We start from the raw sequence: 19776 nt of genomic DNA, 5'->3' as shown, positions 1-19776 counted from the left end.
GGCCGCCAAGCCGCGCGGGCTACCTAACTGGCGGTAAAGCCGGCCTTCAGCGCCGTCGCCCGGATCGCGTTGAGCTCGGGCGTGGACCCGTCCGGCAGGACCACCCGCCAGAACGTCCAGCCGTTCCACGAGCTGCGGTTGAGCGCGGCCCCGGCGGCCGACGACGGCGAGTCGAACACCTCCCCGGAGTCCAGGCGCAGCTGACCATCCGCCGTCACCCGGGCGTGGTAGTCAAGCTCCTGGAACGTGCCGACCAGGGCCGCCTGCGGCGGCATGAAGCCGCCCTCCACCAGATTCATGACCGTGACGCCGAAGTGCGCGCGCCTGCGGTCCGCCTGCCGGCGCCCGGACGTGGCCGGAACCGCCAGGCCGTACTGCGCCGGGTCCCAGACGAGTTCGCACAGTCGTTGGTACAGCGCCTGCCGCTGCATGATCGCGCGCTCATCGAAGGCCGACGGGTAGGGCGTGAAGGGCAGCGCGTAGCGTTGCCTCACCCGGTCAAAGCCAGGGTTCATGGTGTAGCAGTCGGGATGCAGCGACTTGGCGAGCAGGGTGCCCTGGCCCCAGTACTGCTTGACCTTCACCGCGTACGGCTTTGCGCCGTAGGCGCGGTTGAAGGACTTCGGGAGCAGCAGGAGCCCGCCGAAGCTGTTGCGGACGTGGTTGAACCGGCGCGCCTGCACCTCCGGCTGGAGTTCGGGCTTGTCGGCCCAGATGTGCTCGATGTCGTAGGACATCAGCTTCCTCAGCAGCGGCCCGTACGCCGGGGTGGTGGTCAGCTCCTCGTGCTGCAGTTCCAGCCAGGCCGTCAGGCGCGCGAGCAGGTAGCGCACCCGGGTACGGTTGCGGGCCCGCAGCCCGTAGGTGCCGACGGCGTCGAAGGTCTCCGGCAGGGTGGCGATCTCCTCGCCCAGCCGCTTGGCGAGCGTGTCGACGTCCAGCCCGCGGATCTCCCGGGCCAGCGAGAAGACCCCGTTCGACAGGGCGTCGTAGCCGTAATCGCGCCAGTTGACCATGCGCCGGGCGACGACGATGTCGAGGTAGCCGCCGATCATGCGCGCCTTGCGTTCGAACATGGCGCGGTCGTCGTCGAGGGAGAGCGCCGCCAGGATCAGCGGCAGTTGCAGCGTGACAGTGTTGCGGCCGTTGGCGTAGAGCACGTCCAGGCCCGGGCACGGCTCCTTCGTGGCGGCGATCAGCTCGACGTACCGGCGCGACAGCCCGTCCATCTCGTTGACGAACGTCAGGAAGTCGCCGGGGTAGCGCAGGCCGAGGTTGTCGTGCTCGCGCCGCACCCACTTGTCGAACGACCTGCTGATGCCGGCGTCGTCGATGGGGCCGCGCGAATACTTGGCGCGCATCCAGTTGCGCATGAAGCCGACGTGCGCGTTGCTGTCCGCGTCGGTCAGGGCCGCGATGCGGGCCCGCCAGGTCCGGTTGGCACCCGGCTGGTCGGCTACCCCGATCTTGCTGAGGACGAAGCTTTTGAGCAGGTCGAGAGAATTGAGCCGCAGCCCCCGGTCGTTCATCGTCTCGAAGGTTTCCAGCGCCAACGACCCGCTGCCGGTGGAGATCTCGACGAGGTAGACGCGGTCGAGCAGCCAGTAGATGAACGCGGGCAGCGCGTCGCCGCGCAGGGCCTCCGGGAAGAGGTCCTCGAAATCGTTGTAGCGCCTGACCAGCGTGCGGTTCGACCGAGAGGTCAGCTGGCTGGGGTCGACCTCCTCGCCGGCCATGAGCGCCGTCAGGCACCGGCGACGCTCGTCGTAGTCGTGCTCCGGTTCGACGGCGAAGCGTCGGTGACCAAACAGGTCGAAGACGATGAGCGGACCGAGACCCGACACGGCGTCATCCCGGTCGGCCTGCGTCCGCTCGAGCCAGATCAGTAGCAGCATGAGAACGGTGAGCCGTTGCTGTCCGTCGACGATGAGCGAGTTCGTCTGGCGTACGTGCGTGACGATCGGCCCCAGGAAGTACGGCTGGTAGTGAGGTACCTCGGATGGGTCGTGATCGGGCTGCCAGCGGTCGAGGAACCGTTCGGACAGGTCGGTCAGCAGTTCCTTGAGGTGGCTGGACTCCCACGCGAACTCCCGCTGGTAGTTGTCCAGCCCGTACCGGCGGCCGCTGAACACCTGCCTGATGGTCCACGCCTGTCCGTTGATGCGCTCGTTAGCCCCGTCCGCCACCTGGCCGTACCTCCGCACACGTCGTCGCTATTCGTCGACGAAACGCTACGGTGCGTCGCCGCGCCGGGCATCCGTCCTTCCGGCCGCACCGAGTCACCTCGGTCGCCGGTCGGCGACGATCATCATTCGGCGTGGGCCTGAGTAGTCACCGTCGCCGTTCGTTCGGTGGATGGTCGCGTAGTCAAGCCAGCGCTTGGGGGACAGCGGCGCATACGATCGTTGGCATGTTGTTCGGGCAGCGGGTGACGTTGCGGCCGGCCGGGGCGGCGGACCTGCCGGAGCTGGTCCGCATCCGCGCCACGCCGCAGGTGGCGGCGCAGTGGGGCGACGACAGCCCCACTGCCGAGGAACTCCAGGACCCCGGCAAGGAGGTCTTCGCCGTCCTGCTCGACGGGCGGATCGTCGGCGCGATCCAGTGGTACGAGGAGTCGGACCCCGAGTACCGGCACGCGGGCATCGACATCTACCTCGATCCGGCCGTGCACGGGCAGGGCCTGGGCGCCGACGCGGTCCGGACAATGGCCCGGCACCTGGTGACCACCAAGTCGTTCCACCGCCTCGTGATCGACCCGGCCGCGGCCAACGCGGCGGCGATCCGCTGCTACGAGAAGGTGGGGTTCCGTGGCGTCGGCGTGATGCGGCAGTACTGGCGCGACCCGGCCGGCGTGTGGCGCGACGGGCTCCTCATGGACCTGCTCGCCGATGAGCTGATCTAGCGGCCCGGTGCAAGGGGGTCGCTGATTCATTCACGTGTCGACGTTCCGTTATTGCCTCCGCAACATCACGTTTCGTAGGGTCCGTCTCACTCACCGCTCGCATGATGGAGGGCCTGCATGACGGACCTGGTCGCCCCGCAACTCGTCGTGAACAGCAGGATGATCTACTTCGGTTGGGTTCCCGCCGATCCGGAGGCGGTCGCGAAGCTGATCCCGGACGGGCTCGCGCCGATCGAGAACCGGCAGATCTTCATGAACCAGTACGTCGTGGATCAGCCCGAGCAGACGTCGGGCTTCGGGGCGTACTCCCTGACGTACATCGGTCCTGATCTTGATTTCTTCGCCCCGGACGGGGTGACGCCGGCCCGCTGGTGGACCCACTACTTCAACTCGAGTCCGGTCGTGCGCGCCTACGCCAGCGAGCGGGGCGTGCCGGCCACGCCCGGCTCGACCACCATCGAGGTCCGCGGCCGGACGCTGGTCGCGACGACCGAGTCCGACGGCGTGCCGGTGATCCGCACGACGGCCCGGGTCGGCCCGAAGAGCTCCACGACGAGCCGCGGCCAGCTGCGGTACGTCACGCAGGTCGACGGGTCGTTCGTGGCCGGCAACTACCCGTTCATCGCCGAGCCCGTGGACGACTTCGAGGTCGTCTCGCTGGAGTTCCTCGACCCGAACCATTCCGTGTACGCGCTGCGTCCGGCCGACCCGCTGCAGGTCACCTGGGGCTTCTACACCCCGCGTTCCTCGTTCGTGTACCCCGGCGGCGAGTCCGCGCTGTGACCGCGGCCGGGCGCGGCGCTCACGTGAGCGCCGCGCCCGGCGTCGATCGTCAGACGACGGAGCAGGTGTACTGCGATCCGCCGCTGGTGAGGGTGGCCGTGGTCGGGTCGGTGTTCGTGCCCGAGTACGTGCCCTGGAAGCCGAACTGGACCGGCGTGTTGGCCGCGACCGTGCCGTTGTGTGTCTGGTTGGTCAGCGTCACGTTCTGCCCGGTCTGCTGGTAGTTGGCGTTCCAGGCGTTGGTGATCGCCTGGTTGCCCGCGAAGGTGAACGCGAGGCTCCACCCGCTCAGGGCGACCGAGTTGGTGAGCGAGAGGTTCGCGGTGAACCCGTTGCCCCAGCTGCTGGGGACGTAGTCGACCGTACACGTCGCCGGCGCCGTGACCGGGTTGGTCACCGTGTAGGAGGCCGCGCTGTTCCATTGGAACTGAAGGTCAGGACAGCCGTAGGTGGCGCCGTCGGTGCCCCAGCTGAACAGGTTCTGGTCGGTGTTGCTCGAGCTGGCGTCGACCCACACCCCGCCCACCTTGAGGTCGATGTCGCTGGCGGTGAACTCGTACCCGTCGGTGTTGTCGCAGTAGTAGCCCTCCGTGGTCGCGGGGTCCCACCACGTGTACACCTCGAAGATGTCCCAGCCCTCGGCGCTCGTGTTGGTGCCCGAGCTGACGTAGAAGGTGTCCCACGCCGAGGTGGTGTAGTTGTACAGGTACGCGGTCCACTGGTTCGTGGTCGCGTTCGTCTTCTCGATCTTGACCGAGTACGCGGAGCTGCGGATGTAGTTCGTTTGGAAGCTCGGGGTCACCTCCGTGCCGGTCTGCCAGCCGCCGCCGCACCAGTCGAACGGCGAGATGAACAGGCCGGACCGGTACACGGTGACCATCTCGATGCAGGAGCCGCTGCCCGGGTAGGTGGTCGGCGCGTAGACGAAGTCGTCCGGGTGCGGGTCGCCGTCGATGTTGACGCTGTGGGTGGCGACGACGCCCGTGTTCGTCCCCGTGAACGCCACCCCGAAGTTGCGGTGCATGTCGTTGGACCAGCTCGGCATGGGCAGCGGGTACTCGCTGGTGCTGCTCTTCCTGGCCGATCCCGGCCTGGTCGCACCCGTGCGCGCCTTGCCCTCGACCTTGTGCACCCGGCCGGGCACCTGACGGTTGCTCGCGGGTGCGTCCGGGCGCGGTGCGGCGGTGGCCTCCGGCGCCGCCGCCGGCGAGGCCGTCGCGGGCGCGGCGAGCGAGATGAGCGACACGGAGGCGGCCAGGGCGGCCGCTACGGTGACGCGTCCGGCGATGGAACGCAGTGAGCTCGGAATTCCTTGGCGCAATGCCCTTCCCTTCTGCGATCGAGCAGGAGCCGGGGCACGCGTGGGCCTAGCTATAGAAGTGTCGTTCTGCCCGGGTCCCCGTCTCCCTGGACGCATCCACGCTAGGCATGTCCATAGATCGATAACCAGGCATCGTGAGGTTGGCCATGTTCGGGAACCTGATCGAGTCCAGCCGGCCTGAGCAGCAGGTACGCGACGCGAGTTCATCCCGGGTTACGCGGATGGTTACATCGCGGGCGTTGACCATGGTCCGGTTGCGGCGCGCCGGGCGCAGGGCCAGCTGTTGGGAATCGAAACTGCCGAACCAAGTTTTTTGGGCGACGGGCTGCACCAGAGGGAAAGGGCTTTCTTGGGCGGCTGTGGAGAAGATTGGTGACTTCACCGATCTGTACACGCCGCGTGACAAGACGTAACTTCGACGGATGTCGCTCTACGGGGGAGCGGATCCCCCTTTGGCGTGCACTGTCACGTGTGGACCAGCGACCAATGGGGAAGGGGAACCCGAACTGATGAAGAAGCTCGAGGAGCTCGGCGAGCGCATGCTCAGCTGGTTCGTGCCCAAGTCGACCGCCGCGGCCAGCTGCCCGTGTGGTTCGTACCCGTACACCGGCCCGTGCTACTACACCGTCCAGGGCGGATCCGACGTGCAGTACAAGCACAAGGACTGCTACTGCGCCCAGAGCGCGGCGATCATCATCTGCTCCGACTGGCACTACTGAGATTCCCCCGGCACCGGCTATGACGAGTTCGTAGCGCCGGCCGGTCGCCGCCACCCGGATGAGTCGGGTGGCGGCGACCGGCCGCTGTCCGCTCCCGTCAGCCATCGCACTCCCGTAACGGACTCCCACGACGGAAGAACCTGAGGAGAGAGACGCCATGTTGGTTGCAGTCGTCGTCCTGTGCATCGCTCTGACCGCCCTGAATCTGATCCTGACCCTGGGAGTTGTCCGGCGGCTGCGAGATCACGCCAGCCAGATAACCGACCTCGCCGCCGGGGGTGAGCGCGACCCCATGATCGCCGTCGGTACCCGCCCGCACCCCTTCACCGCGACCACGGTGGACGGACAGCCGGTCACCGAGGCCAACCTCGCCAAGGGTGGCCTGGTGGCGTTCTTCTCCCCGACGTGTTCGGCCTGTGAGGAGTGGATTCCCCGGTTCCGCGTGGCCGCCGCTGAGCTGCCCGGCGGCCGGGGTCAGGCGCTCGCGGTCGTGGTGGCGGAGACCCCGGACGGGGCGGCTGACCTCGTCGAGCGACTCCGTGACGTCGCGACCGTGGTCGTCGAGGGCGACAAGGGGCCGCTGGCGACCCGGTTCCGCATCGCCGGTTACCCGGCGGCCGCCCGGTTGGACCGGGACGGGGTGGTCGTCGCGAACTGGCCTTCCCAGGCGATCCCGCCCGTGCCGGCCGCCGTGTGATGCGAGACGCCACGGGCGACCGGCTCGGCTTCCGGGTGGCGTGGGGGCACCTGCGCACCGCGTTGGGCCTCGGGTTCCGAGCGGCCCCCACGCACCTGGGCGGCCTGGTCCTGCTGGCGATCGCCGCCGGGTCGGCGCCGGTGCTGACCGCGTGGTTCACCGGACTGGTGCTCGACGCCGTCATCGGTGACACCCCGGTCGCGCCGTTGGTCGCGCTCTCGGTGACCACGGCGGTGGTCGGCATCGCGACCGTCCTGCTGCCTCGTCTGTCCCAGTACCTGGAGGCCGAGTTCGCCCGGCGCGTACAGGTGATCGCCCTGGACCGGCTGTTCCTGGCGGTCAACGAGCGGATGCGCGGGCTGTCCGGAGTCGAGGACCCGCGCTTCCACGACCGGCTCCGCCTGGCACAGCAGGGAGGCAGCGCCGGGCCGAGCGACCTCGTGAACAACGCGATCGGCGTGGCCCGAAGCGGACTGACCACGGCTGGCTTCGTCACCGCACTTCTGGTGATCAACCATTGGCTGGTGGTCGCGGTCGTGGTCGCCGCGATTCCGGCACTGCGCATGGAGATCGTGCTGAGCCGGCTGCGGGCCGCCGCGATGTGGCGGATCGGGCACGCGGGGCGCCGGCAGTACTTCTACGCCAACCTGCTCACCTCGCCCCGGGAGGCGAAGGAGATCCGCCTGTTCGGACTCGGCGCCTTCTTCCGGGACCGGATGCTGACCGAACTGCGGGCGGCCAACGCCGAGAACCGCACGCTGGACCGCAGGAACCTGCGCGTGCAGGCCGTACTCAGCGTGCTCGGGGCGGTCGTGGCGGGCGGCGGCCTGATCTGGGCGGTGCTGGCCGCCCGGTCCGGCCAGATCTCCGTGGGCGAGGTCACCGTGTTCGTGGCGGCGGTCGCCGGTGTCCAGGGCGCGCTGTCGGGCAGCGTCGGCCACCTCGCGGCCGCCTACCACGCCCTGCTGGTGCTCGACCACTATCACGCGGTGACCACTGTGGAGCCCGATCTGCCCGTGCCGCCGGCTCCGGCGCGGGTCCCGGCGCTCGCCGACAGCATCGAGTTCCGCGATGTCTGGTTCCGCTACGGGCCGGACGGGCCGTGGGTCCTACGCGGGCTGAACCTCACCATTTCCGCCGGTCGCGCGGTCGCGCTGGTCGGCCTGAACGGCGCCGGCAAGAGCACGGTGGTGAAGCTGCTGTGCCGGCTCTACGACCCGACCCGGGGAGAGGTCCGCTGGAACGGTGTGGATCTGCGCGACACGGACCCGGTGGAGCTGCGCGAGCGCGTCGGCGCCGTGTTCCAGGACTACATCGAGTACGAGCTGTCCGCCGCCGAGAACATCGGCGTGGGCAACCTGGCGAGGCTGCGCGACAGGGACGCGATCGAGACCGCCGCGCGGCGGGCGGGCGTGCACGACGCGCTGGTGGCACTGCCGAAGGGCTACGACACCATGCTGACCCGGATGTTTCTGCCCGGCATCGACACCGAGGACCCTGACATCGGCATGCTGCTCTCCGGCGGGCAGGGACAGCGGCTGGCGCTGGCCCGGGCCATGCTGCGTGACGATCCCGACCTGCTGATCCTCGACGAGCCGAGTTCCGGCCTGGACGCCGAGGCCGAAGCCGAGATCCACGCCAGGCTCCGGGCACACCGGGCCGGCCGCACCAGCCTGCTCATCTCCCACCGGCTCAACACCGTGCGCGACGCGGACGAGATCGTGGTGCTCGCGGACGGGGTGATCGCCGAGCGGGGCGACCACGAGTCCCTGATCGCGGCGAACGGGATCTACGCGCGGCTGTTCGGGTTGCAGGCGCGCGGCTACGCCGGTACAACATCACCGTGATCTGGTTGGCGGTAGGGCTCGGCCTGATCCTGATCCTGATCGCGGCACTGGTGTGGCTGCGCGCCAGCCATCTGGTGGTGTCGGTGCAAGGGCCCAGCATGGCCCCCTCGTACCAGCATGGAGAGCGGGTCCTGGTGCGCCGGCGCGGCGGCGCCGGGCTCGTCGCCGGGCAGGTCGTCGTCGTGGACCTGCCCGCGCGGCTGCGACCGGTCCCGGATGGCGCCACGCCCGAGGAGGCGATGCTCGCCCGGCGGGTCATCAAGCGGGTGGCCGCTGTCGCGGGCGATCCGGTGCCATTCGCGGTCGAGGGCTCCGGGCCGGTCGTGCCCCCGGGCTGTCTGGTGCTGCTCGGGGACAACGCGGACGCCAGCGGCGACTCCCGTCAGTACGGCTATGTGGGCGTCGAGGACGTCGTCGGTGTCGTCCGCCGGACGCTGCGTTCGGGGTAGCGGCAGGCTCAGGTGAACAAAGACGAGTCGCGGGTGGCGGCGATGAGGCCGAAAAGCAGGGCGGTCAAGGCGATCGCGCCCAGCCCGACGAGGAGGAAGATGGTCACCCACACCCCGCCCGACAGCGGCGTCAGCCGCGCGAGCTGATCGGGGTCCGACCAGTGCGCGCGGCCGCGGCGCCGCTGCGACTGCACCTCGAAGACCGGCCGGACCCCGCCGAAAACCAGGAACCACACCCCGGTGTACGCGAAGGCCGCCTGCCACGTCGCGTCGGCGTACCAGGACACGGCGAACAGGATGCCGCCCGTGACGAGGACGGACAGCACCCCGTAGACATTGCGGATCATCACGAGCATGAGCACGGCCAACAGGATGCCGAGCCAGAGCAGCAGCGTGAGCCGTCCCGTCGCGAGCAGCGCGGCCCCGCCGGCGCCCAGCAGCGACGGCGCCGTGTAACCGGCGGCGAGGCTGAGCACCATGCCGGGTCCCCGGTCGCGCCCGCGCGTGAAGGTCAGCCCGGACGTGTCCGAGTGCAGGCGGATGCCCTCCAGGCGCCGGCCGCACAACACGGCGACCAGGGCGTGCCCGCCCTCGTGGGCGATCGTGATGGCGTTGCGCACCCACCGCCACGACCGGCGCCACGCGACGAGCACGAACGCGATGACGGCGGTGGCGATCACGGTGCTCATCGGCGGCGCGGGCTGCACCGCGAGAATCCGGTCGAGGAGGTCGAACATCGCCACACCGTACACATCGACGCGCGGCGCGTGATGCCCCACCGGCCGGGCAATCCAGCCCAATCCGATGCGATGATCCACTCGTTCATACTGGTCGCCATGGAGTTTGGGGTGCTGGGCCCGCTGCTCGTGGTGCGGGACGGGCACCCCGTCGACGTCGGTGGCCCCAAGCAGCAGGCGCTGCTCGTGCTGCTCCTCGTGCGTCCCAACCGTCTGCTCACCACCGGCTGGCTGGTCGACGCCCTGTGGGACGGCCGGCCGCCGGCAAGCGCCGAGACCACCCTGCGCACGTACGTGGCGGGGCTGCGCCGGGCGTTGGAGCCCGGCCGCCCGGCCCGGCTGCCGAGCAAGGTCCTGCCCGGCCGACCCGGCGGGTACGAGCTGCGTGTCGCACCCGCCACGATCGACGCCACCCGGTTCACCATGTCGGTGGACGCGGCGCGGGCAGCGCTCGACGCGGGCGACACCGAGACCGCCGAACGCGGCTTCGCCGAGGCGCTGGCGCTGTGGCGCGGTCGCGCGCTGGCCGGCGCGGCCGACCTGACCGCCGTGAAACCGGAGGTGGCGCGGCTGACCGAGCTGCGCCTGGCCGCTGAGGAGGGACGCTTCGCGGCCGCGGTCGCCGGCGGCCGGCACGCCAGTGTCCTGGCCACACTGCGCCGGTTCGTGGCCGAGCACCCCACCCGCGAGGCGGCCCGCGCGCAGCTCATGCTCGCCCTCTACCGGGACGGCCGCCAGCCGGAGGCGTTGGAGACCTACGAGGAGGGCCGCCGGGTCCTCGCCCACGAGTACGGCCTGGACCCCGGCGAGCCGCTGCGCGAGCTGCACCGTCAGATCCTCACCCGGACCACCGCCGCCGGGCCGGCCGTGGCGCTGCCCGACGAGCCCGACGACGACCTGATCGGCCGCGGTGACGAGGTCAACCAGCTCAACGACCAGCTCGAGCTGGCCACGGCCGGGCGGGGCCGGATCGCGGTCGTCTCCGGCGAGCCGGGCATCGGCAAGACCAGCCTGGTGCGCGCCGTCGAGCAGCGCGCCACGGCCCGCGGCATCCCGGTGGTGTGGGGACGTTGCCCCGAGGTGGGCCAGGCGCCGCCGTTCTGGGTCTGGTCCCGCGTGGTACGAGGTTTGATCACCGTGGCCGGCCCGGACGGCGCGGCGGCCGACCCGGCGCTTGCGGCCGTCTCCGGCGCGGCGGTCGAGCCGGGCCACGCGGAGTGGGACCCCGCCGCGCGGTTCCGGCTCTACGAAGCGGTCGCCGACCTCATCGCGGCCGCCACCCGCGAGCGCGGCCTGCTCATCGTGCTCGACGACCTGCACGCCGCCGACCCGGACTCCCTGCTGCTGCTGCGTTTCCTCGCCACCACGCTCGCCGCCACCCGGGCACTGGTCGTGGTGACCACCCGGCCCTACGACCACCTGCCCGACCTGGTCGCCGCGATGGGCGACCTGGACCGGGCCGCGCACGCCACCCGGGTGCGCCTGCGCGGGCTGCGGCCCGACGCGGTGCGCCGGCTCGTGCGCCGCGAACGGGGCGCCAACCCGGCCGACGCCTACGTCGCGGAGCTGCACACGCGTACCCATGGCAATCCGTTCTTCCTCACCGAGCTGCTGCGCCACGATCCGGACGCCGGGGACCTGCCACCCACGGTCATCGACGCCGTACGGGCCCGGCTCGCGGCGCTCGCGCCGGCCGCCCGCGACTGCCTGGAACTGCTCAGCGTCGCCGGCCACGAACTGGACCTGCACACCGTCGCGACCGTCCTCGACATCCCCACAGAGCGGCTGGTCGCGCTGCTCAGCGACGGGCCCGTCGCGCAGCTGGCCGGGTCCGTCGGGCCGGGGCTGGTCGGGTTCCGGCATCCGCTGTTCGCCGAAGTGGCGTACGCGGACCTCGCGGCACCCCGGCGCGCGGCCCTGCACGCCCGCCTGGCCGGGGCGTACGAGCGGCTGGGCACCTTCGCGGTGGCGGAGATCGCGCGCCACTACGGGCTGGCGGTCGGCCTGGGGCACGGCGACGACCACGTGACCTGGTCGCTGCGCGCGGCTGACGAGGCGATCCGACGCCTGGCCTACGAGGACGCCTCCGCCCACCTCGACCGGGCCGCCGCCCAGCTGGCGACCTCACCCGCCCGGGCCGGCGCGGAACTGACCGTGCAACTGCGCCGGGCCGCGCTGCTGCAGAGCACGGTCGGCATCGGCAGCGGGGCGGTGGGCGCGGCGTGCGCGCGGGCCCGGGAACTGCTCGCGTTCGTCGGCCCGGAGACCGACACCCGGCCGGCGCTATGGGCGCTGGCGGAACTGGCCGCCAACCGGGGCGAGTTCGACATCTGCGCCGACCTCGCCGGCCGCATCGCCGACGCCCCCGGCCCGCCCGACGACATCACCTGGGCCGCCGGGCAGTACGAGCTGGGCGTGGCCGCGTTCTTCACCGGCCGGCTCGCCGCTGCCGAGGAGCACCTCAGCCTGGCCGTGGACCGGCTCAACGCCGTCGCACCCCAGGCCCTCGGCCTGCCGGCGCTCGCGGCGTACCACTTCCGCGCGTTGGTGCGGTCGCTGCGCGGGCAGCGGGCCGCGGCGCGCGACGACATCGCGGCGGCCGTGGCGCTGGCCGAGCGCCTCGACGACCCGTACGCGCGGGCCAACGCGCAGCTCTTCGCCGCGTGGCTGGGCATGCAGGAACTCGACGCGCCGGCCACGAGCGTGGCCGCGCGCCGGTGCCGCGACCTGGGCCGCGAACACCGGCTGCCGCACTGCGTGGCCACCGGCGGCTACCTCCTCGAGTGGGCCGCCGTCCAGGCCGGCGACCCGTCGCGGCTCGACGCGCTGCGCGAGGGCTACGAGGCGATCTACCGGCCGGGCCTGCGTGCCACCCGCACCATCACCCTGTCCGGCATGGCCACGGCACACCTGTCGGCCGGCGACGCCGGGGGCGCCGCGCGCCTGGTCGACGAGGCGCTCGCCATCGCCGACGAGACGGGGGAGCGGGTGTTCGTCGCCGAGCTGCTGCGCCTGCGCGGCACGCCCGCCGACCTGCGGGAGGCGGCCCGGCTCGCCGCCGAGCAGGACGCCCGCCTGTTCGTCGCGCGCCTGTCCGGATAGCACCGTGGAATCCGTGTGGAGGCGCGACTCCACACGGACTCGACGCCGCCCCGGTGTCATGGTGGCGGGCCGGCGATCGCCGCCGGCCGGTAACGCCATGAAGGAGTCACCCATGCACACCGAAGTCGATGTGGTGGTGGTCGGCTGCGGACCGGTCGGCGCGCTGACCGCCAACCTGCTCGGCGTCCACGGCGTGAGCACGCTCGTACTGGAGCGCAGCGTCGAGCCGCACGGGCAGCCGCGCGCGTTCTCCGCCGACGACGAGGCGCTGCGGATCTACCAGCAGGCCGGACTGGCCGGGCAACTCATGGCCGACATGTACCCGTCGCCGGTCGCCGAGTACGTCAACGCCAAGGGCGAACTGTTCGCCGAGCTGGCGCTGTCCGAGGTGGACTTCGGGCTCGGGTACAGGCCGCTGTACTTCTTCGACCAGCCGCGCCTGGAGCACACCCTGCGGGCCGGACTGGACCGCTTCGACCATGTCACGCTGCGACTGGGCGCCGACGTGGTGGCGATGGCGCCCGGGCCGGACGCGGTCATGCTGACCGTGCGCGGCACGGACGGGACCACGCAGACCGTGCGGGCCCGGTACGTGCTGGGCTGCGACGGGGCGCGCAGCACCGTGCGCACGTTCGCCGGCATCAACCTGATCGGGTCCAGCTACGAGGAGCCGTGGCTGGCCGTGTCCGGCGACATCCCGGCCAACGGCGTCCGGGTCGACCGCACCCGGTTCGTCTGCGACTGGCGGCGGCCCGCGTTCGTCTCGCCGGGCACCCACGGCAGCTACCGCATGGAGTTCATGCTCATGCCGGGCGAGCTCGCCCACCAGATGGAGCGACCCGCCACGATCGCCGCGCTCGTCGAACCGTACGTCGACCCGGAACGGTTCGCCGTGAGCCGGGCGGTCGTCTACGGGTTCCACAACCTCATCGCCGACCGGTGGCGGGTCGGGCGGGTGTTCCTGCTCGGCGACGCGGCACACCAGATGCCGCCGTTCATGGGGCAGGGCCTGTGCAGCGGCCTGCGCGACGCGGCGAACCTGGCGTGGAAGCTCGCGCTCGTGCTGTCGCGGGCCGCGGACGAGGACCTTCTCGACACGTACGAGCAGGAGCGCCGCCCGCACGCGGCGGCGATGGCCCGCACGTCCGTGCGGCTGGGCAAGGTCTTCCTGGCGCGCAGCCGCGCCGGCGCGTGGGCGCGGGATACGGCGCTGCGCGCGATCCAGACCGTGCCGCGGGTGCGGCGGTTCCTGCGGCACTTCGAGTTCAAGCCGCTGCCCGCCCACGATGCCGGGCTGATGGCCAGCGGGCGCCGGCGCGGCGTCGAGGGTCGCATGTTCCCGCAGCCCCTGGTGCTCGCGGCCGGATCGCCGTCGCCGCGCCCGCTCGACGACGTGCTGGGTGCGGGCTTCGCGGTGATCGGGCCTGGCGTCGATCCGCAGCTGGCCGCCGATCCGCGCTGGCAAGGGCTGCCGGTCACGTTCCTGCGGGTGCGCCCGGCCGGCACGACCCTGCTCGGCGCGGCGGACGTCGGTGACATCGAGGGCGGACTCGCGGCGTGGTACGCGCGCGACAAGGCCGAGGTGGCCCTGCTGCGACCGGACCGGTTCGTCTTCGCCACGGGCCAGGCGGACGACGTACCCCGCCTGACCGCCCTCCTGACCACCCGCTTACGGCACGGCGCCCCGATGAACGCGACGACATGACCGCCGGAGGTTATGGATTAAACGGGCCGCTATGTCGGCCGAAGAATCCATAACCTCCGGCCAGGGCCGTACCGCCCGGCCCGTCGGTGTCACGGCGTGGCGCGGTCGGCGCGCAGCACGGTCCTGCGGTGCTGCCACTGCCAGATCACGTCGCGGCCGAACGACTCGACGAGCAGCGCGAGCGCCACCACCAGCGCCGCCGTGGTCACCGGTCCGGGGAGGGCCGCGGCGGTGACCAGCACGATCCCGACCGTCGCGGCGACGACCTTTCGCCAGTACCGCACGGGCAGCCGCAGCCGTAGCCACGGCAGCGCCCACCCCGCCGCCACGTAGGCGTACCGCATCGCGCCCAGGGCGAGCACCCACCAGCCGGCCGACCGGGCGACGAGCACGCTCAGCACGAGGATGAGGAACGCGTCGACCTCCATGTCGAAGCGGGCGCCCAGCTCGGAGGCGGTGCCCGAGCGCCGGGCCACCTGCCCGTCGACCGCGTCCAGCACGAGTGCCACGACGGTGATCCCGACGAGGGTGGCCAGCGGCACGGGGCGCACGTACGCGTCCGCGACCAGGGCCGCCACGCCGCCGGCCAGGGTCGCGCGGGTCACCGTCACCGCGTCGGCCGGGCCGAGCGCGCGTACCCCCGTGGTGGTGAGGCCGCGCGTGAGCGCGGCGCGCATGATGAGGCCGCAGGCGAGCCCCACGGCCCACCCCGCGCCGCCCAAGCCGACGGTCGCCGCCAGCGCGGCGAGCACCGCCACCTGCGCCAATAGGCCTACCATCGGTCCTCGTCGAACCGCGCGCACCGCGCCTCCGTTAACTCGAATGGCACCGTTGTGTGGCGCCGGAAAGGGGGGACACGTGACCGTAGCGGCCTTCTGGCTCCGTTCGCCCGGCGCCGGCGAGTTGCGGCCGGCGACCCTGCCCGAGCCGGGCCCGGACGACGTGCTCGTGCGCGCCATGTACTCCGGGGTGAGCCGGGGCACCGAGACGCTGGTCTTCCGCGGTGAGGTGCCCGCGAGCCAGCACACGGCGATGCGCGCGCCGCACCAGGAGGGCGACTTCCCGGGCCCGGTGAAATACGGCTACCTTAGCGTCGGCGTCGTCGAGCGAGGGCCAGCCGCGCTGCTCGGACGCACCGTGTTCTGCCTCTATCCCCATCAGAGTGCCTACGTCGTGCCGGCGAGCGCGGTGACGGTCGTGCCCGACGGCGTGCCGGCGCGGCGCGCGGTGCTCGCCGGCACGGTCGAGACGGCCGTGAACGCCCTGTGGGACAGCCCACCGCTGCTCGGCGACCGGGTCACGGTCGTCGGCGCCGGCATGGTGGGTTGCTGCGTCGCCGCGCTCGCCGCCCGCGTGCCCGGCGTGTCGGTCGAACTGGTCGACCTCAACCCGGCCCGGGCGGCCGTGGCGGCCGCGGTGGGCGCCGTGTTCGCCGCGCCCGAGCGGGCCGCCCGCGAGCGGGACCTGGTGTTCCACGCGAGCGCGAGCGCCGCGGGGCTCGCCCTGTCGCTGGACCTGCTGCGCGCCGAGGGCACGGTCACGGAACTGAGCTGGTACGGCGACCGCGCCGTGACGGTGCCGCTCGGCGCGGCCTTTCACTCCCGGCGGCTGGGCATCCGGGCGAGCCAGGTCGGCACGGTCTCGCCAGCGCGGCGCGACCGTACCTTCGGCGACCGGCTCGCCCTCGCCCTGCGCCTGTTGCGCGATCCGGCGTTTGACGCGCTGCTCACGGGGCAGTCACCGCTGGCGCGACTGCCCGACGTGCTGGCCGGCCTCGCGGACGGCACGCTCGACGACCTGTGCCACGTCATCACCTACGGCGGAGAGTGAGCGCGATGTTCAGCGTGACGGTCCGCGACCACATGATGGTCGCCCACAGCTTCCGGGGCGAGGTCTTCGGCCCGGCACAGCGGCTGCACGGCGCGACATTCATCGTCGACGCCACGTTCCGCCGGCGGGAACTGGACGAGGACAACATCGTCGTCGACATCGCCCGCGCCGCCGAGGAGCTGAGCCTCGTGGTGAGCGCGTTCAACCTGCGCAACCTCGACGAGGACCCGGACCTGGCCGGCATCAACACGACCACGGAGGCGCTGGCCAAGGTGATCGCCGACCGGCTCGCCGAGCGGGTGCGCGCCGGGGCGCTCGGGGAGGGCGCGCGCGGGCTGGCCGGCATCAGCGTCACCCTGCACGAGTCGCACATCGCCTGGGCCAGCTACGAGCGGCCGCTATGAACCTGCACCTGGTCGTGCCGGGGTCCGTCGCCGACCCGGCGGCCCCGACCGGCGGCAGCGTCTACGACCGGCGGGTCGCGGTCGCGCTCGCCGAGCAGGGCTGGTCGGTGCGCGAGCACCGGGTGGCGGGCGGGTGGCCGCGCTCCGACGACGCGGCGCGGGCCGGCCTCGCGGACGTGCTCGCGGGGCTGCCGGCCGGCTCGCTCGCGCTGATCGACGGGATCGTCGCCTCGGCCGCGCCGGCTCAACTCGCCGCGCACGCCGGGCGCCTGCGACTCGTCGCCCTGGTCCACATGCTGTTCGGCGCGGACGCCGACGACCTGCGGGCCGCCGAGCGTACGGCGCTGTCCACGGTAGACGCCGTGGTGACGACGAGCGGGTGGAGCCGGGCGCGGCTCGTCGCCGACTATGCCCTGCCGCGCGACCGGATCCACGTCGTACCGCCGGGCGTGGACCCCGCGCCCGTGGCCACCGGGTCCCCGTCCGGCGCCAACCTGCTGTGTGTGGCCGTGGTCGCCCCGCACAAGGGCCACGACGTGCTCGTGGCCGCGCTCGCCCGGCTGGGCGGGCTGGCCTGGCGGTGCGTGTGCGTCGGGGCGACCCACCGGGACCCGGACTTCGCGGCCCGCGTCCGGGGCGAGGCCTGGGTGAACGGGATCGCCGAACGGTTGACCTTCGCCGGTCCGGCCACCGGACCCGCGCTCGCCGCGCGGTACGCGGCGGCCGACCTGCTCGTGCTGCCCTCGCGCGGCGAGACGTACGGGATGGTGGTCGCCGAGGCGCTCGCGCGCGGCATTCCCGTCCTGGCCAGCGACGTGGGCGGGGTGCCCGAGGCGCTGGGCGGGGTGCCGGGCCGCGCGCCCGGGCTGCTCGTGCCCCCCGACGACCCGGACGCCCTGGCCGGGGCGCTGCGGCGGTGGCTCACCGATCCGGTGCTGCGGGGCGGGCTGCGCGAGTCGGCCCGTGCGCGTCGAGCGGCACAGACCGGCTGGGCCGAGGCCGCGAGGGTCCTCTCGCGCGCGCTGACCGGACTGCCCTCGACCGCGGGCGCGGGCCGATGACCGACCGGCCCGCGCGGCGCGGGTGGGCGGGGGTACGCGCCGCCGCCGGCGCGGCGATCCTCGCCGTGGTGGTGTGGCGGCTCGGCGCCGGCCCGTTCGTGGCCGCCACCCGCGCCGTCGACGGGCCGGCGCTCGCCGCCGCGCTCGGCATCGGGGCCCTCACGACGCTCTGCTGCGCCTGGCGGTGGCGGGCCATCGCGGCCAGCCTCGGCGTGACGTTGCCGCTCGGCGGGGCCGTCGCCGCCTACTACCGGTCGCAGTTCCTCAACGCGACCCTGCCCGGCGGGGTGATCGGCGACGTGCACCGGGCGGTGCGTCACGGCCGCGAGATCGGCGACGTCCGCCTCGGCGTACGGGCCGTGATCATCGAACGCCTGGCCGCCCAGCCGGTCCACCTGGGCGTCGCCGTCGTCGTGCTGTGCGCGTTCCCGTCGCCGTTGCGGCCGTACATGCCGGCCGTCGTGCTCGCCGTCGCGGCGGTCGGGCTCGTCACGTTCCTGGTGACGCGCCGGCGTACGGGTTCATCGAGGCTCGACCGGCGGGCCTGGGCCGGCGTGACGGCCGCGACCGTCGTCGTGCTGCTCGGGCACCTGGCGACGTTCCTGGTCGCGGCGCGGGCCGTCGGCGCGACCGCGCCGCTGACCCGGCTGATCCCGCTGACCCTGCTCGCGTTGCTCGCCATGGCGCTGCCGCTCAACCTCGCCGGATGGGGCCCGCGCGAGGGCGTGGCCGCGTGGGCGTTCGGCGCGGCCGGGCTCACGGCCGCGCAGGGCGTGGCTGTCGCGGTCACCTACGGGGTACTGGCGTTGGTGGCGTGCCTGCCCGGGGCCGTCGTGCTGGTGGCCTGGTCGGCCAGGTGGGGAGGCACGCGTGGGTGAACGGCCGTACGTGCTGCTCAGCTGCGGCATGTCCCTCGACGGGTACCTCGACGACGCGAGCGACGAACGGCTGCTGCTGTCCAACGACGCCGACTTCGACCGCGTCGACGGCGAACGCGCCGGGTGCGACGCGATCCTCGTCGGTGCCCGTACCGTCCGCAAGGACAACCCGCGCCTGCTCGTGCGGTCGCCGGCCCGCCGGCGCGCCCGCGCGCAGCGGGGCCTGCCACCCTCGCCCGTCAAGGTCACCGTGACCGGCGGCGCGCAACTGGACCCGTGCGCGAGCTTCTTCGCCACCGGCGAGGCCGAGAAGATCGTGTACTGCGCGAGCGGCGCGGTGGCGTTGGCGCGCGAGCGGCTCGGCCTTGTGGCGACCATCGTGGACGGCGGCGAGCCCGTCGACCTGCGCCGGATGGTCGAGGACCTCCACAGGCGCGGCGTCTGCCGGCTCATGGTCGAGGGCGGCGGGACGGTGCACACCCAGTTCCTGCTCGAGGGTCTGGCCGACGAGCTGCACCTGGTCGTGGCGCCGTTCTTCGTGGGGGACTCGCGGGCCCGCCGGTTCGTCGACGACGGCGCCTTCCCCTGGCACGCGGGGCGCCGCGCCCGGCTGGCCGACGTGCGCCAGATCGGCGACGTGGTGCTGCTGCGGTACGCACTGTCCGCGCGCTTCGGCGAGGACTGAGGAGAGGAGCCCCATGGACGAGGCCACCGTGCGTACCCGGGTCCGGATGCCGCTGCGCCTGCCCGACGGCCACGTGGCCGTGGCCGACGTGTTCTCCTTCGCCGGCCTGGCCGACACCGGGGAGCACGTGGCGCTCGGCCTCGGCGACTGGGTCGGCGCGCTCGCCCGGGCGGCCGGCGGCGGCGCGGCCCCGCTCGTGCGCCCCCACAGCGAGTGCCTGACCGGCGACGCGTTCGGCAGTCAGCGCTGCGACTGCGGCCCCCAGCTGCGCGAGGCCGTCGAACGGATCACCGCCGTGGGCGGCTTCGTCCTGTACCTGCGCCAGGAGGGCCGGGGCATCGGCCTGTACGCCAAGCTCGACGCGTACGCGCTGCAGGACACGGGCCTGGACACCTACGAGGCCAACGTGGCGCTCGGGCACCGGGAGGACGAGCGCGACTACACGGTCGCGGCGCAGATGCTGCGGGCGCTGGGCGTCGACCGCGTGGCGCTGCTGACCAACAATCCCGACAAGGCCCAACAGCTGCTGCGGCTCGGCGTGACGGTCACCGAGAGCGTGCCGACCGGGGTGCACCTGTCGCCGGCCAACGGCCCGTACCTGGCCGCGAAGGTGCGGCGCTTCGCGCACACCCTGCACCTCCCGGCGACCCGCTGAC

The 19776-nt window shown here is 72.6% G+C and carries 18 protein-coding genes; 14 read left to right on the top strand and 4 right to left on the bottom strand.

Features of this window, described 5'->3' with window-relative positions; all coding sequences use genetic code 11:
• Positions 1-23 precede the first annotated feature (23 nt).
• A complete protein-coding gene (locus ABD191_RS02380) occupies positions 24-2186 on the bottom strand; it encodes a GmrSD restriction endonuclease domain-containing protein (protein ID WP_344076241.1) in 2163 nt (720 codons plus the stop codon).
• A 224-nt stretch (positions 2187-2410) separates the two neighbouring features.
• On the opposite strand from ABD191_RS02380, the gene ABD191_RS02375 reads away from it, so the two are divergent.
• Together ABD191_RS02375 and ABD191_RS02370 are read left to right on the top strand one after the other, a co-directional pair.
• A complete protein-coding gene (locus ABD191_RS02375) occupies positions 2411-2902 on the top strand; it encodes a GNAT family N-acetyltransferase (protein WP_344076239.1) in 492 nt (163 codons plus the stop codon).
• Positions 2903-3019: 117 nt separating this feature from the next.
• The gene (locus ABD191_RS02370; RefSeq protein ID WP_344076237.1) at positions 3020-3685 is read left to right on the top strand and encodes an acetoacetate decarboxylase family protein; all 666 of its coding nucleotides are present in this window, start codon (positions 3020-3022) and stop codon (positions 3683-3685) included.
• A 49-nt stretch (positions 3686-3734) separates the two neighbouring features.
• Here ABD191_RS02370 and ABD191_RS02365 read toward each other — a convergent pair whose 3' ends face one another.
• Complete coding sequence (locus tag ABD191_RS02365) at positions 3735-5006, bottom strand: cellulose binding domain-containing protein (protein ID WP_344076235.1); 1272 nt, start codon at positions 5004-5006, stop codon at positions 3735-3737.
• 509 nt (positions 5007-5515) lie between these two features.
• Between ABD191_RS02365 and ABD191_RS02360 the strand changes: the two genes are divergently transcribed.
• The 4 genes from ABD191_RS02360 to ABD191_RS02345 all read left to right on the top strand — a co-directional run bounded on the left by ABD191_RS02360 (position 5516) and on the right by ABD191_RS02345 (position 8718).
• Positions 5516-5725 (top strand): hypothetical protein, encoded by a 210-nt coding sequence (locus ABD191_RS02360; protein ID WP_344076233.1) that lies wholly within the window; start codon positions 5516-5518, stop codon positions 5723-5725.
• 157 nt (positions 5726-5882) lie between these two features.
• Complete coding sequence (locus ABD191_RS02355; protein ID WP_344076231.1) at positions 5883-6422, top strand: TlpA family protein disulfide reductase; 540 nt, start codon at positions 5883-5885, stop codon at positions 6420-6422.
• The gene (locus ABD191_RS02350; protein ID WP_344076229.1) at positions 6422-8269 is read left to right on the top strand and encodes an ABC transporter ATP-binding protein; all 1848 of its coding nucleotides are present in this window, start codon (positions 6422-6424) and stop codon (positions 8267-8269) included. The genes ABD191_RS02355 and ABD191_RS02350 overlap by 1 nt, the downstream gene beginning before the upstream one ends.
• Positions 8266-8718 (top strand): S26 family signal peptidase, encoded by a 453-nt coding sequence (locus ABD191_RS02345; protein WP_344076227.1) that lies wholly within the window; start codon positions 8266-8268, stop codon positions 8716-8718. Before ABD191_RS02350 ends, ABD191_RS02345 begins: the two co-directional genes overlap by 4 nt.
• A gap of 8 nt (positions 8719-8726) precedes the next feature.
• Here ABD191_RS02345 and ABD191_RS02340 read toward each other — a convergent pair whose 3' ends face one another.
• Entirely contained in the window at positions 8727-9455 is a 729-nt protein-coding gene (locus ABD191_RS02340; RefSeq protein ID WP_344076225.1) for a M50 family metallopeptidase, read from the bottom strand.
• A gap of 99 nt (positions 9456-9554) precedes the next feature.
• Between ABD191_RS02340 and ABD191_RS02335 the strand changes: the two genes are divergently transcribed.
• A complete protein-coding gene (locus ABD191_RS02335) occupies positions 9555-12557 on the top strand; it encodes an ATP-binding protein (protein ID WP_344076223.1) in 3003 nt (1000 codons plus the stop codon).
• A 112-nt stretch (positions 12558-12669) separates the two neighbouring features.
• Positions 12670-14262 (top strand): bifunctional 3-(3-hydroxy-phenyl)propionate/3-hydroxycinnamic acid hydroxylase MhpA, encoded by a 1593-nt coding sequence (mhpA, locus tag ABD191_RS02330; protein ID WP_344076221.1) that lies wholly within the window; start codon positions 12670-12672, stop codon positions 14260-14262.
• Between the two features lie 89 nt (positions 14263-14351).
• Here the strand turns inward: mhpA and ABD191_RS02325 are convergent, their stop codons facing one another.
• Complete coding sequence (locus ABD191_RS02325; RefSeq protein ID WP_344076219.1) at positions 14352-15041, bottom strand: CDP-alcohol phosphatidyltransferase family protein; 690 nt, start codon at positions 15039-15041, stop codon at positions 14352-14354.
• 79 nt (positions 15042-15120) lie between these two features.
• Here ABD191_RS02325 and ABD191_RS02320 point away from each other — a divergent pair, with 79 nt between their 5' ends.
• Genes ABD191_RS02320 through ABD191_RS02295 form a run of 6 tightly spaced genes read left to right on the top strand, consistent with a single transcriptional unit; the run spans position 15121 to position 19775 of the window.
• Complete coding sequence (locus ABD191_RS02320; RefSeq protein WP_344076217.1) at positions 15121-16092, top strand: zinc-dependent alcohol dehydrogenase; 972 nt, start codon at positions 15121-15123, stop codon at positions 16090-16092.
• Between the two features lie 5 nt (positions 16093-16097).
• The gene (locus ABD191_RS02315; RefSeq protein WP_344076214.1) at positions 16098-16496 is read left to right on the top strand and encodes a 6-pyruvoyl trahydropterin synthase family protein; all 399 of its coding nucleotides are present in this window, start codon (positions 16098-16100) and stop codon (positions 16494-16496) included.
• Positions 16493-17557, top strand: a complete 1065-nt coding sequence (locus tag ABD191_RS02310; RefSeq protein ID WP_344076211.1) for a glycosyltransferase family 4 protein — start codon at positions 16493-16495, stop codon at positions 17555-17557. The genes ABD191_RS02315 and ABD191_RS02310 overlap by 4 nt, the downstream gene beginning before the upstream one ends.
• The gene (locus tag ABD191_RS02305) at positions 17554-18435 is read left to right on the top strand and encodes a lysylphosphatidylglycerol synthase domain-containing protein (RefSeq protein WP_344076209.1); all 882 of its coding nucleotides are present in this window, start codon (positions 17554-17556) and stop codon (positions 18433-18435) included. The genes ABD191_RS02310 and ABD191_RS02305 overlap by 4 nt, the downstream gene beginning before the upstream one ends.
• Entirely contained in the window at positions 18428-19120 is a 693-nt protein-coding gene (locus ABD191_RS02300) for a RibD family protein (RefSeq protein ID WP_344076207.1), read from the top strand. Before ABD191_RS02305 ends, ABD191_RS02300 begins: the two co-directional genes overlap by 8 nt.
• Before the next feature lie 13 nt (positions 19121-19133).
• Complete coding sequence (locus tag ABD191_RS02295) at positions 19134-19775, top strand: GTP cyclohydrolase II (RefSeq protein ID WP_344076205.1); 642 nt, start codon at positions 19134-19136, stop codon at positions 19773-19775.
• The last annotated feature ends 1 nt before the right edge of the window (position 19776 follow it).

It is taken from the genome of Luedemannella helvata (assembly GCF_039528415.1).
Lineage (GTDB): Bacteria > Actinomycetota > Actinomycetes > Mycobacteriales > Micromonosporaceae > Luedemannella > Luedemannella helvata.
Note: the sequence above shows the minus strand (reverse complement) of the source record. Positions and strands in the feature narration are given on the sequence as shown.

What these genes read in the sequence shown, in the direction of transcription:
- ABD191_RS02375 (WP_344076239.1), top strand. Translation starts at nt 2,411, where the DNA reads ATGTTGTTCGGGCAGCGGGTGACGTTGCGGCCGGCCGGGGCGGCGGAC.
- ABD191_RS02370 (WP_344076237.1), top strand. Translation starts at nt 3,020, where the DNA reads ATGACGGACCTGGTCGCCCCGCAACTCGTCGTGAACAGCAGGATGATC.
- ABD191_RS02360 (WP_344076233.1), top strand. Translation starts at nt 5,516, where the DNA reads ATGAAGAAGCTCGAGGAGCTCGGCGAGCGCATGCTCAGCTGGTTCGTG.
- ABD191_RS02355 (WP_344076231.1), top strand. Translation starts at nt 5,883, where the DNA reads ATGTTGGTTGCAGTCGTCGTCCTGTGCATCGCTCTGACCGCCCTGAAT.
- ABD191_RS02350 (WP_344076229.1), top strand. Translation starts at nt 6,422, where the DNA reads ATGCGAGACGCCACGGGCGACCGGCTCGGCTTCCGGGTGGCGTGGGGG.
- ABD191_RS02340 (WP_344076225.1), bottom strand. Translation starts at nt 9,455, where the DNA reads ATGTTCGACCTCCTCGACCGGATTCTCGCGGTGCAGCCCGCGCCGCCG.
- ABD191_RS02335 (WP_344076223.1), top strand. Translation starts at nt 9,555, where the DNA reads ATGGAGTTTGGGGTGCTGGGCCCGCTGCTCGTGGTGCGGGACGGGCAC.
- mhpA (WP_344076221.1), top strand. Translation starts at nt 12,670, where the DNA reads ATGCACACCGAAGTCGATGTGGTGGTGGTCGGCTGCGGACCGGTCGGC.
- ABD191_RS02325 (WP_344076219.1), bottom strand. Translation starts at nt 15,041, where the DNA reads ATGGTAGGCCTATTGGCGCAGGTGGCGGTGCTCGCCGCGCTGGCGGCG.
- ABD191_RS02315 (WP_344076214.1), top strand. Translation starts at nt 16,098, where the DNA reads ATGTTCAGCGTGACGGTCCGCGACCACATGATGGTCGCCCACAGCTTC.
- ABD191_RS02310 (WP_344076211.1), top strand. Translation starts at nt 16,493, where the DNA reads ATGAACCTGCACCTGGTCGTGCCGGGGTCCGTCGCCGACCCGGCGGCC.
- ABD191_RS02305 (WP_344076209.1), top strand. Translation starts at nt 17,554, where the DNA reads ATGACCGACCGGCCCGCGCGGCGCGGGTGGGCGGGGGTACGCGCCGCC.
- ABD191_RS02295 (WP_344076205.1), top strand. Translation starts at nt 19,134, where the DNA reads ATGGACGAGGCCACCGTGCGTACCCGGGTCCGGATGCCGCTGCGCCTG.